The following is a 17,663-nucleotide window of genomic DNA, read 5'->3' as shown; positions in this document are numbered from 1 at the left end:
TTAAATAGACAAGAAAAAGCACTTTTGGTTCCCAACAAAAGTGCTTTTTATATGATTATCTAGCGATGCTTTGTAGTACTTCAATATCGACTAAATTGATAATGGTTGCCTTAATAGCAGGCATGGTTTTACTTACAACGATTAAACCATCGTCATCCATGTCTAAGTAGCCATGTTCACGCATGCTGGCAATAAGGGTTGCTTGTGCTTTTTTATCAACGAACTCGGGGGCATTAATATTATTTAATACTGACAAGCGCTTGGCGATGGCGACAACCTTTTCTTCAAGTTCACGTCGGCTTATTGGTGCTAAACGTGTACTTAGTGAGGTGATAATCGCAAGTCGTTGTAAACACTCATCAACACACTCTGCCAACACATGAACGCTAGTAAGTTTCGCTGGCTCTTCTGTTAATGACCAAAAGCCTGCTTTAGTTTGTTTGGCAATGTCATCAGTTTGTAAGCTACTTAATACTTGCTTAGTTTGACTCGCGACTTGCTCAGTATTTTGACATAAGAATAAGTCATCTTTAAGAACAGCCACTATACTCTGAACATTTTCAATAAGCTGCTCTTCATTGATTTTGTTGTGTTTTTGCAGTAATCGACAAACCAGTGCCGGTACAATATAGGTATGAAGAATGTTGTTGCGATAATAACGCATTTCTAAGCTTGCGGTATCAGTTAGCGAAATAATGCTGCCGAAACTGTCTTCACTTACAATGACTTTCTTTAATGAAATAACATGAGCAACAATATCTGCACCTGTTTCGTCAGGTATGGTCAGCAAGTCACTGTAGGGTGCATTTCGTTGTATATTTAAGAAGAAATCAATTTGTGTTTCTAGTTCGGTTTTAGCAAGCGCTTTGTTTTCACTCGCGTGTAAAATAAGGGCGACTAAAGCGACACCATTAATAGCGGCACTTTTGTTAATGTTGGTCATTACCTCGTGTGCTAATACATTAACAGTAGGAGTTAACCAGCTTGGTTTTTGTGGCTCAATAGGATCTATGGCATCTTTCCAGTGAGGTACATGTTCATTTAAGAATTCATTAACGTTCATTGGTTGGCCGAAGTTTACATAACCATTTCCGTAGTTACGTAAGTTTTTGATGGCTTTTAATACCCCTAAAACAGACTCATTTTTCTTTTGGCTACCACTTAATTCTTTGTGGTATGTGCCTACTTCCATTACATGCTCATAGCCTAAATAAACAGGTACTAATGTTAATGGTCGGTCAATACCACGTAGTAGGCTTTGAATGGTCATGGCTAGCATGCCTGTTTTAGGCTCTAGAATACGTCCTGTTCTGCTTCTACCCCCTTCGGTGTAATATTTAACAGAGTAGCCTTTTTCAAATAATAACCCCAGATACTCTCTAAAAATTGTTGAATATAAGCGATTGCCACCAAAGCTACGACGAATAAAGAATGCCCCACCTTTTCTGAAAATTGGGCCAGCAGGCCAGAAGCTTAAGTTAATACCAGCAGCGATGCGTGGCATCATTACGCCTTCTTGTAAAATAACATAAGAAAGTAATAGGTAATCCATGTGGCTTCTATGACAAGGGACATAAATAATTTCATGGCCATCTTGAGCTAATTCGCGAAGCACTTTGCCATTGCTTACTTTAATATCGCTATATAAACGACCCCATAGCCAATGTAATATGCGTTCACCTAATCTGATCCAAGAAAAGCTGTAATCTCCCGCAATTTCATCCATGATTTTTTGCGCTTGTTTCTTCACTTTTTCTTCTGAAATCTTTTTGCTTTTTGCTTCATCAGTGATGATACGTTTAACTGACGGGTTGGCAAATAGTGCAGTAAACATTTGCTGACGATGTACTAGGCGAGGACCTCGAACTGCAATATCTTGACGGTAAAAGTGAAAGCGGGCAACACGCAGTAGTTTACGTGCCGCTTTTTGATCATTTCCATGGTTATCAGATATATCTCTAAACGATAAAGCTTCGCTAAAACGCACCAGTGAATCTCTTCCTAAGAAAAGGACGATAAAAAACTTACGTAACCAATTGGGTGATTCTTGATCTGCTAGCAATGTTCCTACTGTGGCATTGTTTTTTTCTTTACTTGGCATTCTGCCCCAAATGAGATTGGCAGGAATTAATTGCGCATCAAGTTTTTCATCTAAGGCGTGTTGACTTAATAAGTCTAACCCTTGATTTAGGGCAGCCGTTTTACGCTTTTTCATCCAAGGAAACAACGGAGTAGGTTTTGACAAACATAAAGTGCGAGCGAATGACTTACCATTAATTTCTATTGTGTCTAATGGATCGGGTAAATTCTGCTGTTTACATGCACTTTGCAGCGCTAATAAATCACTGGCTGATTGATGGCGAACCACATAAAAAATGGGTTGACCAGATTTGTTATCAGGTACTTTGGTATCGGCAACTATTTTGCAACGCACTAATAATCGTACCGGGAGTTTAAGTAATAAATAAAAGAATGAACGTAAAGCCAGCATAAGAATTTGCTCGGTGTTATCCAAAAATAATTTCAAAGGACGAATTTTAGCACTAATTAGCAAAATTGTCTTGGCTTAGCACTAAAGAAGTAGCAAACTGCATTGATATTGAAATACTACAAAAAAGGTGACTTTTGAGAAAGATAGCTATCTTCGTTGATGTGCAAAATATTTATTACACCACGCGTGATGCATTTCAGCGGCCATTTAATTATCGTATGTTTTGGCAGGAAATTATGGCACAAGGAGATATTGTTGTTGCTAATGCTTACGCGATTGCACGAAATGATGATCAGCAACATAAATTTCAAAAAGCGCTTAAACATATTGGTTTTGAGATAAAGCTTAAGCCTTTTATACAGCGAAGTGATGGCTCAGCTAAAGGTGATTGGGATGTAGGAATAACCATTGATGTGCTTGAACACGCAGCTGATGTTGATACCGTTATTTTGTTGTCAGGCGATGGTGATTTCGATTTATTACTGGCAAAAATTAAAGCAAAGTATCAAGTACAAACACATGTTTATGGTGTTGAAAAATTAACGGCTAATTCGCTGATTAACGTTGCAGATAAGTTTCACCCAATTGACTCTTCATTATTGTTGTAATCATTGTAACAAAGGTTATTTTGATGGCTTTAAGGCTGGAGTAGGGCATGATTCATCAATGAAAGCTTGTTTGCTTGCCTGGTGTTTTTTATATAAGTACGCGGTAATGCATGAAGCAATAACAAATAAGCCAACGCTGGCATACATTTCATTTTTTGCTCCAAGCCTTATGCCACTACCTGCTAAAGCAAAGATAGCCATTTGAGGAATAAAGCCGAGAAAGGATGCACTCACGTAAGATTTCATAGAAATATTGCTAACTCCGGCAACAATATTCGTGAGGAAGTTACTGCCTAAAGGTAGTAAACGTATAACAATAGTTTTTAGAAAGGTATCTTCCCCTAAAAATTTACTTAACTTAGCGAGTTTTTCGGGGTACTTTGCCTTGATTTTATCACTAAAAAAATAGCGCGCGATGCTAAAGGTAATACAACAACCAATTGCGGCTGCTAATGTCGCAACAAATGCGCCTAATGCGGCACCTAAATTAATGCCAGCAACAAGTGCGGCTATTTGTCGAGGTAAAGCACAGCTTGTGGCAACGGCTAAAAAAACTAACAAAGTAAACGCCTGAGTTAACTGACTTTCACCTTGGTGCCATTGTAAGCTATCAACGATTGAGATTGTTATGTTAGTTAAATTAACCTCTGGCACAGATACAAAGTACCAGATTAAACCAATTAAACCGCTTATTATTGTGAACGCTAAAATGATGTTTGCTAAGGAGTGTTTTGCTTTTTCATCGCTCATTAATTAAGTCTTTCAATAATTTTTCTTTGGCTTTGTTAAATTCTTCAGGGTTTAAAAAACCTTGTTTTTGCAGTGTGACTAGTTTTTCTAATGCATTCACTAATTCGGCATCAACCGCCGCATTACTTGATTCGTTATTTGGTTGATTGTTCACCGTTGTTGGCTTTTCAATAGGTGCAGGGGTTATTTTATCTTGCTCGCTCAGGCTTGTCGAATGCTCAAGTTCAAATTGCTCAGTATGTGTTGCAGGTCTTATGGCAGCGGCTTGTTTATGTAATGGGGTTGCATCATGGGCTTTATGCTGAGAAAGAGCTATTTCTTCTTCAGTCATGGCTTGCCTTTCATCTCGAACGCCTGTTTTATTGCTGGCAATAGCGTTGGCAATAAGCCAACACCAATCCATTAACTCATCAATAACTTGGAAATAACTTTTTTTGGTGATGCGATCATTGCCTTTACGTAAATATAGGCAAACTGTGTATTGCTCATCTTCAATATCGGTTAGTAAAACGCAAATGCGCCTAACACGATGATCAATCATTTTCTCGGTATGCTCTCTTTTAAAGAGCTCTCTAACATCTGTTTCATTGCTATTTGAAAAACCTTGCATGGGCATACGGCTAATATGAACAATGCAGTTATCACCTAAAAATACTTGGCATGTTTTTAAGTGATTAAGCGCGATAGACTTTTCACAGACTTTTTCATGGCGTTTAAATAGTTGTAAATATTGCTTACTTTTATCTAGGGTGATTTTTGCGAATTGGCTATGCACCAGGGCTTTGACAGAATTTTTCTTTAAAATAACATTCCTATAATAAAACCAAACAGCTGTGCCAAATAAGGCTAGCAATATAATAAAGAAAATTACCCCGTTAGTGTTTGATGAAGGCTGTTCAGTACTCGCGACATTATGCTGTAATAATTGAAAAAACTGACCCGTTTCATGATTAATAAACGTTATTTCATCTTGGCTGTTGGTAATTAAAGAGACGGTCTCATTTGCTGCTGCTTGGTGAGTGATTTCCCATTCAATAATCGGCTCTGATAATGGCTCGGTAATAACGCCTGATAATAGGTTAGGTAAAGAGGCTATTTGCCACTGTTCGGGCGTGTTAAGTAATACGGTTAACTTACCTCTAAGACTAGGAACGTTTTTTCCTTGGTAGACTACTATATGTTTAATATCTTGATGTTCATTTTTAAAAAGGGCTTGTTTAGGTATTTTAGCGCGCCAGTCTTCACCGCCCCGAGCATATGATAACCACTGTGATGAACTTGAGTAGGCATCTGTTAATTGCTGCGGTTGATAATGATGAGAAATAAGTAACTTTTCAGTGTTTTTATCAGGCCAAATGATTTGTTTAATCTGCTGCGCACCCAGAAGAAAAATAGCATCGTGAATAGAACTGTTACTGATAAATGGATTATTTGAAGGAACACTAAAGCTTCGCCCGCCCAGTTTGGTCGGGTTAATGCGTAATACTACGCCAGTATATAGAGAGCTAGGCTCAGCTATGTTTGCAGCATTTAATGCTATGTATAGTAGACCAAAATTGTCATTCCAAGGTTTAATAAAAGGGCTAAAGGTTAGTTGATGTATACCCGAGTGATTTTTAGGGATATTTATGCGGAGAATTTCACGTTGGCTGTTGATGTTTACTTGCGTTAAATTGGTCAAATTGAGTTGCCACTCTGTAATTACAGCATCTTCCTTATAAACACTTTTTTTTGATTTTCCATCGTATAATCTTTGTGTTTTGCTGAGTTTGTTTACATTTTCTGTATGAGCAGTATAAAAAGTAGCAAAGCCAACCTGTTCTTTTAATGCGAAGTTTGGATGCAATGTATATGCGGTGAGTTTTTTCTTTTGGCTTATTGCCGCGGTAAGTTGTTGAGTGTTGTTAATATCAAGCAGTAATTTAGTAGAGAGCTGGCTATTATCGGCATTGAACGTTAAGAGTTGATTTTTAGCGTTACTAATATAAAAAAAATTATCACGACTAGGGTGACTAACCACTTGTCGCCATGTTTCTTGAGTTTCTGCTTGACTAAAGTGGTGTAGGGAAAAGTCATTACTTAAGGTACTTAGCGGCGTGAATAACGAAAATAAAGCCGTAGTAAACAATGCTACTAATTTTAGGGCTTTAAACCTTGTGATAAAAAGGGGGGTTAGTGCTACGTTCATGTAATTTAGTCATCCATCTCTAAAAAATAGGTCTCACCTATACCTATATACTATAGAGAAAAAGTTAAATGTTAAATAAGTGTAGCTTGTTAACCTCAATAAATTGTGATTTGTTACTCGCGTAGCTTAATTTTCCTTCCACCATAAGCTCTTGATTAAGTTGAGCATGATCTGCAAAGTACTGTGCCTGCTTACCCCACGCATGAATAGGACGTTCAACTTTAATCATTATCCAATCTTGTTTCTCGGGAGAATAAATTTGCTGATCAATCACTATGTTAGCAGAACAAAAGATTTTATTGTGCTCTGTTAGTACTTTCTGCGGCGGTGTTATCAATTTAGCGCTGCAATGAATTTGATTAATAGATTCGGTATAACCTTTTTTAAAACCTTGAATGAAATTAGCATGCACTATTGGGGGATGCTCAGAAATTTCTGACTTTGTTTTAATGTTATTTAAATAACCATGAATTAAAATGATATCGCCTTTATTCGCATGCAAAAGCGCTTGTTCGACGAGTTGACCTTCAACTTTCACATGATGAAAACTCGTCCACTCTTTATATTGGTTGGTTTTCTTGTCTAGCCATTTACTGTGCGTTGCTAACGTAATTTCAGTGATAGCAACCACAGGATTAGTTCGGTAACGAATATCGGGTTTTGCTACTAAGTTGCCTAGCAATGTTACCGCGCACATATGGGGAGAAGCTGCAGAGATATTTTTCACAAATAGACTCCTTTAATAACTGGCTACGGGTGAATTTAACGTATTATCTCTTTCCTGTAGATAAGCTGCAAGCCTTTATTCTTTATGAAAAAAAAGATAGAGTAGACACAAATTGTTACACCTACCACTTAATCTGCACAAGGAAGAAAAATGTTGAAAACTTTTATGCTAATGTGTTTATTTATCACATTTAGTCTAACAAATATATCTACTGCTTATTCAGCTAGCGTGGAAGATTTTTCGCGCCATGCTCAATACCATAACGTAAAAATATCACCAGATGGAAAACACTTAGCTGCACTTGTTACTAATGATGGCGTGAGAAGTTTAGTTTTTTTAGAGACAGATACATACAAAGTCACCTACTCACTTAATGCGAATAGTAAAAATCAGCCAGCCTCATATTACTGGGCGAATAATGAGAGAGTAGTGATTCAAGTTGAACAGAGGCGAGGATCATTAGAAAAGCCCATTAATATGGGAGAAATTTATGGAATAAATTATGATGGTAGTAAAAAGCGAATGATATTTGGCTATCGCTCTAAAGAAGGGATAGTACTTTCAGGCGATGCGGGTTTTTTAATTGATAAATTAGAAAATGATCCAAAGCATGTACTCATACATAAGCGCTTGCTTTCAAGAAACTCAGACGCACTGTCTAGCATTGTTAAGTTAAATATATACACAGGCAAAGAGAGGGAAGTTAAAAGAGCGCCTATGCCATATAGCAACTTTTTAATTGACGGAAATGGCCAGCCACGTTTTGCTACAGGCATGGATAAAAATTATAATACCAAGCTATTTTACTCTGAAGGTAAAGGGGAACCATGGCAATCCTTTGGTAAAGATATTTCAGGTGACTTTAAACCTATCTCTTTTGGCAAAGATAATAACAATATTTATGCACTTAAAAGTGAGCAAGGTAAGACACAAGGGCTATATAAATACGACTTAAAAACACATAAGGAAACCTTGTTATATCAAAGTGAAATAGCCGATCCAACTCATACAATTAAATCAGATTTAAATGAAGTTTATGGGGTACGTATTGATGAAGACTACCCCAAGTATATTTATATTGACGAAACAGTTAGAGATGCAAAGCTACACAAAGCTTTATATCATGCATTTAAGGGTGACAATGTCGTTATAACGAGTAAAACTGATGATGGCGAGCAGGTCATTGTTCATGTAAGTAGCGATAGAAACCCTGGCTCCTTTTATATGCTTAACACTAAAACGATGAAGACAAAGCATATATTTAATGCACGTCCATGGATTAAAGCGAGTGAAATGGCGGTTACGGAGCCGTTTAGAATTAAATCAAAAGACGGTTTTATCCTTAATGGATACATGACGTTACCTAAAGGAAAGTCAAAGAACCTGCCAACGGTTGTGTTGCCACATGGCGGCCCGCATGCAAGAGATTACTGGGGATATCATCCGCAAGTTCAAATGCTAGCTAATGCGGGTTACGCGGTTATACAGGTTAATTTTAGAGGCTCTACTGGTTACGGTAAAAGTTTTGAACACGCAGGTTATGGCGTTTGGGGAACCAAAATTCAAGACGACATCATTTTGGCAACTAATTATGCTGTACAGCAAGGTATTAGTGATAAAAAAAGAATGTGTATTTTTGGTGCTAGTTTTGGTGGTTACAGTGCTTTGCAAAGTGCGATTAGAAAACCTGACTTATTCAAATGTACTATCGGTTATGTGGGCGTGTACGATTTACCTATGCTTTATAATGAAGGCGATATCAAAACCTTAAAATGGGGTGATGCCTATTTAGATAAAACCTTAGGAACTGATGTTGCTGCTCAAAAAGCACAATCACCAGTACATAATGTTGATAAGTTAAAGGCCGCAGTATTTATTGTTCATGGTGAAGATGATAACAGAGCACATTATGAACATGCGTTAGCGCTAAAAGACTCTTTAGAGGCAAATAACTATCCTTTTGAATGGTTAGTCAAAGACAAAGAAGGTCATGGCTTTTATAATGAAGATAATATTCTGGAGTTAAATCAAAGAATATTGTCTTTTTTAGATAAGCATATAGGAAGTTAATGAATCCATTTTCATTAGATAAAATCGCAGTCGCATACCTAGATTCTGTCGATAGTGATCAAGCTAAGCAAATTGCCAAAAAATGGCAGTTTGCTTATATTGGCGATGCTGCATCGGTAGTTAAACAACCACAATTATCATTTTTATTACAAGTTAACCATGGTGTGCTAGAGCTTCGCAAGCTTGATGAACCTAAGTTAGGAGCGATAAAGGTTGATTTAGTTGAAGGCGCTTCAGCCCATCGACGAAAATTCGGTGGCGGGAGAGGTCAAGATATTGCTAAAGCTGTGGGTTTAAAACATGGTTTTACGCCGCATGTGTTAGATGCAACCGCTGGGTTAGGTGGTGATGCTTTTGTTTTGGCCAGCTTAGGGTGTCAATTAACACTGATGGAGCGTATGCCTGTGGTGGCAGCCTTACTTGGTGACGGTATTGAGCGAGCAAAATTAAATCATGAAATAGCAGATATTGCTGAAAATATGCAGTTAATTCATGCCTCATCAATTAACGATATGTCATTAGCGAATCAACCAGATGTGGTTTACTTAGATCCCATGTACCCACATCGTGAAAAGTCTGCGGCTGTTAAAAAAGAAATGCGTATTTTTCAGTCGTTAGTTGGGGAAGATTTAGATGCCGATGGGTTATTGGCACCAGCATTAGCGTTAGCGAAATATCGTGTTGTGGTAAAACGTCCCAATTATGCATCACCGCTGGCTGATAAAAAGCCAACCATGAGTATCAAAATGAAGAAAAACCGTTTTGATGTTTATGTAAATCAAGCTATTCCCAAGACATAGCGAGTTTATAATCCAGCCATAATCGGTCTAAAGTAAGTGAGTAACAATGATTAGACCGTGTTGATACTTTCAGCTTTCACCTCTGAATTCATCTTTCTAGTGATTTTAATTGGCTGTGACCAGCTTGTATGAGCATTACATTTTTATACTATGTTTATTATGCAAAAGTGATGAGCAATTAGTTACACTAAATTCAATAACAGATAAGGGAGTTTTTTATGATTCAACAACACAATGAAATGCCGCAAGGCGAGCTGCAACAATTACGTAATGGTGAAATGATTACTCATCAAACTAATGAACTATTCGCCAACAAAAAAGTGGTTTTATTTGCCGTGCCGGGGGCATTCACGCCAACATGTTCAGCAGCACATTTGCCTGGGTATGTTGTTTCTGCTGATGAACTTAAAGCAAAAGGCGTTGATGAAATTATTTGTTTGTCTGTGAATGACGCGTTTGTGATGCAAGCGTGGGGAGAGTCGCAAAATGCAGAAAACATCACCATGCTAGCAGATGGTGATGGTAGTTATACTAAAGCGTTAGGGTTATCGATGGATACTGCAGGCTTTGGTGGTATCCGTTCTCAGCGTTACGCCATGATTATTGATAACGGCACTGTGACTAGCTTGCATGTAGAAGCACCAAAATCTTTTGAGGTAAGTAAGGCCGAAGTGATACTTGAGAACTTGTAATCGTGTTTGTTTTGGCTGCTAGTAGCAATGCTTCTCAGTCACTTTAACAAATAAATATTGATACAACTTTTTGCTTGTATCGAGGTAACTAACAAGGCAAGATCTTGTTATATTCTTATATTGAGGCGATGTTATGCTAAAAGCAGAAATGGTTGATAAGTTAAACCAGCAACTTAACTTAGAGTTTTACTCTTCAAATTTATATCTTCAAATGAGTGCTTGGTGTGAAGAGCATGGTTTTTCAGGTGCTGCAGAATTTTTACGCCAACATGCTATTGAAGAAATGGCTCATATGAATCGCTTATTCACTTATGTTAGTGAAACAGGCGCATTGCCTATTATTGGTGCAATTGATGCGCCGCCTCATGAGTTTGAATCTTTAGGTAAATTATTTGAATTAACTTATGAACACGAATGTTTGATAACAGAACAAATCAATGAGTTAGCGCATCATGCATTCACGAATCAAGACTACTCAACATTTAACTTTTTACAGTGGTATGTTTCTGAACAACATGAAGAAGAAACACTATTCAAAGGTATTTTAGATAAAATTAATTTGGTTGGTAATGATGGCCATGCGTTATTCTTTGTTGATAAAGATTTAGCTGAAATGGCAAAAGGTGGTAACACCAGTATCATGACAGAATCTGCATAATAACGTGATGTAGATGTGAGTAGCTTTCCTAAGTTAATCACTTAGGAAAGCTATTTTACTTTTTGTTCAATTCACTTTACTGTAATAATATATACCCCTTTCCTCGTACAGTTTTAATATATTCTTCTCTTGATAATCGGCTGATTTTTTTACGTATATTGAGCATGTGACTGTTGTGAGCTATAAGTAAATGAAATACTGTTTGTTTTAAATAGCACTTCACGACTGCCTTGCTCAGTGATATAAAAAATATAATCACTTTGTTCAAACTTATGATTATCTGATAGTTCTTGATAATGTATCTCATCAACTAATTGAGCTTCATTAAAGGTTTCATTATCTTTGGATAGATAGAAATCAACTTCTTGCTGGTTAGTATGCATATTCAATACGCGTAAATTAAATAACTCCTCAGTATCATCATTGTCATCATCAATAACTGGTATGGTATAGGTCATTATCTGTGGAGTTAAAATACTATCGCTGAGTACGATCATTTGTATGGTATCGTTGGCAATGGTTAGCTCATGTTCATGTAAGACGGTTAAATTATCTGATGCTGTGCTGTCATCATCTTGCCAAGCTAATTGAAACCAATAAGCGCCCGCTTCTAACTCATAGTTACTATTTGCTTGAGCAAAAGAAACACCTGTGTAGCTTTGTTCGAAATGGTCGTCATCTGTGCTATTTAAATCTTCATCGACAGTTAAGTAGATGCTAGGTGCATTGGCAGATAAGTTATATAGCTTTATATATCCTGTACCACTGTTTTCACTGCTCGAGTCACACGCAATTAATGTAAAAATTGTTAAAAGGCTTAGGCTCTTTTGCAAGAGCCTTTTGAATGTTATTTTTTTCATGTTTAATCCATTTGTTGATAAGAGACTGCTTGAAAGCAGAGATTTACAAGCAATAGAGCGTTACTGAATCAAACAGTTCGAAGCTTTACACAATCTTTGCATTTCTTTATTTTCGAGGGCTATTTCATTAATTAGAGCGTAGATAGCTAGCTGTTCTATCTGCTAATCCTTATAATGTATTTGGTGTAAAATGATTGAGAATAAATGTGATTAAAACTGATGTCGTTATTATTGGTGCAGGTGCTGCGGGTTTAATGTGCGCATTTAATGCGGGCTATCGAGGCAGAAGTGTTACTGTGCTTGATATGGGTAAAAAGCCCGCTCGTAAAATACTCATTAGTGGTGGGGGTCGTTGTAACTTTACTAACGAAAATGCGGCTCCTGAACATTATATTTGCAAAAACCCGCATTTTATAAAATCTTCGTTGAGTCGCTATAAAGCAGAAGACTTCATTGAATTAGTTGACAGACATGGCCTTGAATATCATCACAAAACATTAGGGCAACTTTTTTGCGACAATAGTGCTCAAGATTTAGTTGATATATTACTAACAGAATGTGAGTGGGCAGGCGTTACCGTTCAACTAAGAACCGAAGTACTTAGCATTGAAAAAACTAGTCATGGGTTTGTGGTTAAAACTAGTGCTGATAGCTATGAGTGTGAATCGTTAGTGGTTGCTTCAGGTGGTTTAACCATGCCGAAGTTAGGTGCTAGCCCAATAGGCTATAAAATTGCAGAGCAATTTGGCTTAGATGTTGTATCAACTTGTCCAGCCTTAGTGCCTTTTACCTTGCACGAACATGATAAACAACGCTTTGATGGCTTATCGGGTATTAGCTTACTTACTGAAGTCAGTAGTGAATCGGGTGTTATGTTTAAAGAAAATATACTTTTCACCCATCGTGGTTTGTCGGGGCCGGCAGTTTTACAAATTTCATCATTTTGGCAAGCAGGGCAAGCGATAATTATTAACTTATTACCCGAGCATAACCTCAAAGAAACTATTGCAACGTGGCGTGAAAACAGCGCGCAAAAGTCATTGAAAAACCAGATGGCGACATTACTACCTAAACGTTTTATTGAGGTATTAGTCGAAGAAGGCCATATTGCTGACAAAGCAATAAATCAATTAACACATAGTGAAATTGATACTCTCAGTGCATACATTCATCATTGGCAAATTAAGCCGAATGGAACCGAAGGTTACCGTACAGCGGAAGTGACTTTAGGTGGAGTGAATACTGATGAGCTTTCTTCAAAAACTTTTGAAAGTAAGCAAGTGCCTGGTTTGTTTTTTATTGGTGAAGTAATTGATGTCACTGGGTTTTTAGGGGGGTATAATTTTCAATTTTGCTGGGCTAGTGGTGTAGCCAGTGGTCAGGTTGTTTAGGTGTTCTTCTATTTGAAAAAGTTAGCCTCATTCATTGAGGCTGATTGACTTTATATTTTTACTTTTCACTTATTACTTTTCTAGTTTTGTTCTAAGATTTCTCGTTGCTCGGCAACTTCAATGCGAATATCAAAATCGCGTGGTAAACCAGTATTGTCGTAATCGTACTGGGTAGGCTCTAAAGATTTACTGTCTTTGATCATTACGTCATCATTTTCCATCGTATTCACCTCTGCTCAGTTATTTATCAGCATCAAAAATATTAATGCTATGTAGTATTTTTACGCCACAAATGAATAAAAATCAAGTTTACCGTCATTTTAATTCGTTTTTTGTGTCTGTATGTAGTTTTATTTCAATGCTTTTTCTGTTGTTGATATAGGAAAAGTGTACTTATTTTTGAGATATCTCGTATTATCAGATAGCCCATAGTGTTTTATGATACAAAGCGAATATTGCATAAATATTCTTGCATTTCATGCGCCTGAAAATAACTTTACGTCATCGTTAAGATAATATACCGACTTATGATTACGTTAATGTTACAAGGTTTTCACTCGAGTTTAATAAGGCTTTTAGATTTTATGCTTCATTACTGGTTTTCCTCTTTACCGTGATTTGCATCAGTGACTTTATATTAAGTAAACCCATTAACGCTTATACTATAAATAATATGTATACAATATATAGTATTTGTAGTATAAATATACTGGTGAATATATGAGCAGTGTGTTGTTTTATAGGGAATTATATATTTAACAAGATGTTAGCAATGGTTATTACATTAAATTCACAATAAAAATTATAATAAATGTGTAACTGTAATGTGCCTTAGAATACTTTTCGCCATTATTGGTTACCCCAAAACATGTTATCAAAACATGATAGGAGAGAATTCATGCCTTTGCAGCACAAAGTTCCATCACTAATGGCCCTTATGTTAACTGTTTCAAGTACAGCAGCATTAGCGGGTAATATACATCCCATCTTTAAAAATAAAGAAGCCTCTGTCAGTACACTAGCCAATAAAAAGCAAGTATGTGGCACAGATAAAAACAAACAAGATTGGGATGCTTTACAAATTGAAAACCAACTTCAATTAAAGAAAAAGCTCACTAAATCTATGCTAAAAGTTGCACCGCAATTACAGGCAGCGACAACTCAAGTTGAAGCTGCGGCAAATGGTAATGGCGTAGAAGGTCGATATTACATTCCTGTTGTCGTTCATGTGTATGGCGATCAGTATAACTGTTCAGATGAAAGCGCTTATTGTTTAACTGAAAACAAAATAATTGATGCCTTAAATAAGTCGAATGAAGACTTTTTAGGTACCAATACACAAGATGGCCCTATTGCCGCTGAATTTGAAGCCATTCGCGACAATTTAAATATAGAATTCGTGCTGGCTAAAAAAGATCCTCAAGGTAATCCTACAAACGGCATTGTGCGCTATGCCAATAAATCAGGCTATGGTAACGGCTCTGGTAATGATGCAGAGATTGCGGCTGATGCTTGGGATAACTTCAAGTACATGAATATATACTTGATGAGTGATTTGTACGCCGATGGTGATACTGGTAGTTCAGGTGTTGCGTGGTATCCACAAATGAGTATGTCAGAAGCGGGCTTGTCTCGTGTGGTATATAACGGTAATTATTTAGGGGCGAATACAGGTGAAAACTTCCGTTCGGTATTAACTCATGAATTCGGTCACTGGTTAAATTTACCACATACCTTTGATGGCGATGTCTGTTCAGTTCATCAAGAGGCATTTTGTGAATCTACTGGTGATAACAACTGTGATACACCACAAATGAGTAGCAGTATTCTACAAAATAATGCGCTGAATTGTTTAGGTGAGCCAACCAATACAGAAAACTTTATGCACTATTCAGATAACTACGCCATGTATACGCAAGGGCAAGTGAAAAGAATGACTGCAGCTTTGCATGGTGATGCGCGTAAAACATTATGGAGTAATGAAAACCTAATTGCCGTTGGTTTAGAAGAATATACCAGTAATGGTGATCACCCTTGGGATGGTTCAGGATTAGATGTTGCACCGACTGGCGAAGTGTTAGCAGAATTTACTAATTTATCAGCAACTAAAGGTGAAACTGATACATTTGAATTTAGTTTCCCAGCAGGTACTCAAGCAGGTGCAGTTTACTTAAAAGGATTTAACCAAGACCCTGATCTTTACGTAAGTAAAGGCGTTGCCCCGTCGAAAAGTGGTGAAACATGGATCGCTGACTTTATCTCGTTTAAATCGGCAGGTACGCCAGAATTAGTAACCTTATCTTCACCTTCTACTACGCAATCATACTTTGCGACTATTGATGCTTTTTCAGATTATTCAAATGCCACTTTAGAGGTATTGTCAGTTGATGATCCTACATTATGTAATGGTTGTGAACGAGTCTTTCTAGCAGAAGAAACTAACTTATCGGCGACGAAAGGCGATGTGATTAAGAGTTTCTCTTTTGATATTCCAAGCGATGCGTCACGTGTTGTTGCGGTAATGCCTGGTGGTTACCAAGGTGATCCTGACATGTATGTAAGTGTTGATTCTGTTCCGACAACATCTGTTTCAGATTGTGCACCATTTAGCGCACCACGTTTAAGTGAGTACTGTGATTTAGGAAACAATGTTGGTGGTAGTACGGTGAACGTTATTATTGACCCGTTTTTAGATTACAGCGGTGCAACATTTAGAGTGTACTATGAGCGTGCAGGTGCAGTTGATATTGGTTTACCAACAGCTGAAGCTAATGGTGGTTATAGTGCGTTAGTTAATGAAAGTATTGACTTTAACAGCGCTGGTTCAGTTGATGCTGATGGCACCATTGTGAGTTATTTGTGGGACTTTGGTGACGGTACTACTAGCACTCAAGCTAACCCAAGCCATACGTATACGGCAAGTGGGACTTATAGTGCAGTTTTAACGGTGACAGACAATGACAATAACCAAGCAACAGATTCTTCTGTGGTAACTATTGCAGCTGAAAATTTAGCACCAGTAGTTAATATTAATGGTCCATATTCAGGCATTGAAGGTTCGTCTGTTGCTTTTTCTAGTACTGGCACAATCGATAACGATGGAACAATTGATAGCTACAATTGGTCTTTTGGTGATGGTAGTACTAGTACTTCAGCATCGCCAACGCATGTGTATCAAAATGCAGACGATTACGCAGTATCATTAACGGTAACTGATAATGATGGCGCTTCAACAACCGTCACAACAACAGCATCGATTGCGCCAGTCATTAATGACTACTGTACGGTAACAGGCAATACTGGTTACGAATGGATTGCGAATGTTAGCGCTGGTGGTGTAGATAATGCGAGTGCAAAAGAAGGCTACGGTGACTTCACAAATGTCACGTTACCTTTAAATACAGGTGATAATGCTATTAGCTTAACGGCTGGCGGTAATTATACTGAGCATTGGGCAGTGTGGTTAGATACTAACAGTAACGGCAGTTTTGAAAGCTCAGAGCAATTAGTCTCTGGTATTTCAGGTAAAGGAACGGTTGAAGGTAACCTAGTTATTGATAATACGCTCGTTGGCTTAACGACACGTATGCGTGTTCTCATGAAGTACTCTGGCGCACCAACATCGGCCTGTGGTTCGTTAGGCGATGGTGAAGCTGAAGATTACATGGTGACTATTGCTGATGCAGGTAATGTTGCTCCAGTCGCTGATGCTAATGGTGACTATGAGGTTAATATTGGCAATATTATAAACTTTAGCAGTTTAGGTTCAAAAGATATTGACGGTACTATTGCTAACTATCTTTGGGACTTTGGCGATGGTGCTCAAAGTAATAGCGCTAACCCAGTATATACCTATACAACACCAGGAGTTTACACCGCCACGTTAACGGTTACCGATAATGATGGTGCATCACATACTGATTCAGCCTCAGTCACTATCGTGTCTGTTGATGATCAACTTGAAAATGCTTGTTTGAATAATTCACCTATTACCGGTGGTCGTTTAACCGACGGTATTGCCGCATGTTTAGGTAATAGCAGCACTATTTGGTTAAGTGTAGGCGAAGCCTCTACTCACCAAACAGTGAAAATTACGACAGGCTACGGCCAAGGTAATGTTGATGTATTATACAAAAATGGTGGCTGGCCAAGCACTAGTAATAATGACGGTCAAGCATTAGGTAATGGTACAACATCAACGTGCCTGTCTTTAACCGCAGGTAGTGATTATTGGTCTTATTTGAAAGTATCTGGTGGGTCAACAGGCGCCACTATCTTAGTTGAATATGACAGTGCAAGTTGTCGATAACTAAAGCAAAAGATGCTTAAGCTTTCGTAGACAAAATGGAGCCAATGGCTCCATTTTTTTATGTTCAGTTTAAATAACCTTGCTCAATGCTTGATTTAGCTGCACTTCGTACCTACTTA

The 17,663-nt window shown here is 37.7% G+C and carries 13 protein-coding genes; 7 read left to right on the top strand and 6 right to left on the bottom strand.

Annotation, left to right across the window (positions count from 1 at the left end; genetic code table 11):
• Positions 1-55 precede the first annotated feature (55 nt).
• Positions 56-2,491, bottom strand: coding sequence for a glycerol-3-phosphate 1-O-acyltransferase PlsB (gene plsB, locus D1094_RS11495; RefSeq protein ID WP_118960415.1), 2,436 nt, complete (start codon positions 2,489-2,491; stop codon positions 56-58).
• 134 nt (positions 2,492-2,625) lie between these two features.
• Between plsB and D1094_RS11490 the strand changes: the two genes are divergently transcribed.
• Entirely contained in the window at positions 2,626-3,099 is a 474-nt protein-coding gene (locus D1094_RS11490; protein WP_118960249.1) for an NYN domain-containing protein, read from the top strand.
• Between the two features lie 15 nt (positions 3,100-3,114).
• Here D1094_RS11490 and D1094_RS11485 read toward each other — a convergent pair whose 3' ends face one another.
• From D1094_RS11485 to D1094_RS11475, 3 genes are all read right to left on the bottom strand, one after another.
• Positions 3,115-3,849 (bottom strand): TVP38/TMEM64 family protein, encoded by a 735-nt coding sequence (locus D1094_RS11485; RefSeq protein ID WP_118960248.1) that lies wholly within the window; start codon positions 3,847-3,849, stop codon positions 3,115-3,117.
• Positions 3,839-6,037: a hypothetical protein gene (locus D1094_RS11480; protein WP_118960247.1), complete on the bottom strand. Its 2,199-nt coding sequence runs from the start codon at positions 6,035-6,037 to the stop codon at positions 3,839-3,841. Before D1094_RS11480 ends, D1094_RS11485 begins: the two co-directional genes overlap by 11 nt.
• A gap of 64 nt (positions 6,038-6,101) precedes the next feature.
• On the bottom strand, positions 6,102-6,764 hold the full coding sequence (locus D1094_RS11475) for a single-stranded DNA-binding protein (protein WP_259337924.1): 663 nt from the start codon (positions 6,762-6,764) through the stop codon (positions 6,102-6,104).
• Positions 6,765-6,914: 150 nt separating this feature from the next.
• Between D1094_RS11475 and D1094_RS11470 the strand changes: the two genes are divergently transcribed.
• The 4 genes from D1094_RS11470 (at position 6,915) to ftnA (ending at position 10,984) form a co-directional block, all read left to right on the top strand.
• Positions 6,915-8,834 (top strand): S9 family peptidase, encoded by a 1,920-nt coding sequence (locus tag D1094_RS11470; protein WP_118960246.1) that lies wholly within the window; start codon positions 6,915-6,917, stop codon positions 8,832-8,834.
• Positions 8,834-9,634: a class I SAM-dependent methyltransferase gene (locus D1094_RS11465; RefSeq protein ID WP_118960245.1), complete on the top strand. Its 801-nt coding sequence runs from the start codon at positions 8,834-8,836 to the stop codon at positions 9,632-9,634. The genes D1094_RS11470 and D1094_RS11465 overlap by 1 nt, the downstream gene beginning before the upstream one ends.
• A gap of 218 nt (positions 9,635-9,852) precedes the next feature.
• Entirely contained in the window at positions 9,853-10,326 is a 474-nt protein-coding gene (locus D1094_RS11460; RefSeq protein ID WP_118960244.1) for a peroxiredoxin, read from the top strand.
• A gap of 133 nt (positions 10,327-10,459) precedes the next feature.
• Positions 10,460-10,984: a non-heme ferritin gene (ftnA, locus tag D1094_RS11455; RefSeq protein ID WP_118960243.1), complete on the top strand. Its 525-nt coding sequence runs from the start codon at positions 10,460-10,462 to the stop codon at positions 10,982-10,984.
• Between the two features lie 149 nt (positions 10,985-11,133).
• On the opposite strand, the gene D1094_RS18650 is transcribed toward ftnA, so the two are convergent.
• Positions 11,134-11,844 (bottom strand): DUF4397 domain-containing protein, encoded by a 711-nt coding sequence (locus D1094_RS18650; RefSeq protein WP_182440168.1) that lies wholly within the window; start codon positions 11,842-11,844, stop codon positions 11,134-11,136.
• A 206-nt stretch (positions 11,845-12,050) separates the two neighbouring features.
• Between D1094_RS18650 and D1094_RS11445 the strand changes: the two genes are divergently transcribed.
• Positions 12,051-13,235 (top strand): NAD(P)/FAD-dependent oxidoreductase, encoded by a 1,185-nt coding sequence (locus D1094_RS11445; RefSeq protein WP_118960241.1) that lies wholly within the window; start codon positions 12,051-12,053, stop codon positions 13,233-13,235.
• Positions 13,236-13,315: 80 nt separating this feature from the next.
• Here the strand turns inward: D1094_RS11445 and D1094_RS18645 are convergent, their stop codons facing one another.
• On the bottom strand, positions 13,316-13,456 hold the full coding sequence (locus D1094_RS18645) for a hypothetical protein (RefSeq protein ID WP_182440167.1): 141 nt from the start codon (positions 13,454-13,456) through the stop codon (positions 13,316-13,318).
• A 677-nt stretch (positions 13,457-14,133) separates the two neighbouring features.
• Between D1094_RS18645 and D1094_RS11440 the strand changes: the two genes are divergently transcribed.
• Positions 14,134-17,544, top strand: coding sequence for a PKD domain-containing protein (locus D1094_RS11440; protein WP_118960240.1), 3,411 nt, complete (start codon positions 14,134-14,136; stop codon positions 17,542-17,544).
• Positions 17,545-17,663: the final 119 nt, after the last annotated feature.

Origin of the sequence: Colwellia sp. RSH04 (assembly GCF_003545765.1) — a bacterium.
In the GTDB taxonomy this organism is placed as follows: domain Bacteria; phylum Pseudomonadota; class Gammaproteobacteria; order Enterobacterales; family Alteromonadaceae; genus Colwellia.
The sequence above is the reverse complement of the archived record's forward strand: the minus strand, read 5'-3'. Positions and strand labels throughout refer to the sequence as shown.

Excerpts from the sequence above, each read along its gene's own strand:
- plsB (WP_118960415.1), bottom strand. The coding sequence starts at position 2,491 with ATGCTGGCTTTACGTTCATTCTTTTATTTATTACTTAAACTCCCGGTA.
- D1094_RS11485 (WP_118960248.1), bottom strand. The coding sequence starts at position 3,849 with ATGAGCGATGAAAAAGCAAAACACTCCTTAGCAAACATCATTTTAGCG.
- D1094_RS11480 (WP_118960247.1), bottom strand. The coding sequence starts at position 6,037 with ATGAACGTAGCACTAACCCCCCTTTTTATCACAAGGTTTAAAGCCCTA.
- D1094_RS11470 (WP_118960246.1), top strand. The coding sequence starts at position 6,915 with ATGTTGAAAACTTTTATGCTAATGTGTTTATTTATCACATTTAGTCTA.
- D1094_RS11465 (WP_118960245.1), top strand. The coding sequence starts at position 8,834 with ATGAATCCATTTTCATTAGATAAAATCGCAGTCGCATACCTAGATTCT.
- D1094_RS11460 (WP_118960244.1), top strand. The coding sequence starts at position 9,853 with ATGATTCAACAACACAATGAAATGCCGCAAGGCGAGCTGCAACAATTA.
- ftnA (WP_118960243.1), top strand. The coding sequence starts at position 10,460 with ATGCTAAAAGCAGAAATGGTTGATAAGTTAAACCAGCAACTTAACTTA.
- D1094_RS18650 (WP_182440168.1), bottom strand. The coding sequence starts at position 11,844 with ATGAAAAAAATAACATTCAAAAGGCTCTTGCAAAAGAGCCTAAGCCTT.
- D1094_RS18645 (WP_182440167.1), bottom strand. The coding sequence starts at position 13,456 with ATGGAAAATGATGACGTAATGATCAAAGACAGTAAATCTTTAGAGCCT.
- D1094_RS11440 (WP_118960240.1), top strand. The coding sequence starts at position 14,134 with ATGCCTTTGCAGCACAAAGTTCCATCACTAATGGCCCTTATGTTAACT.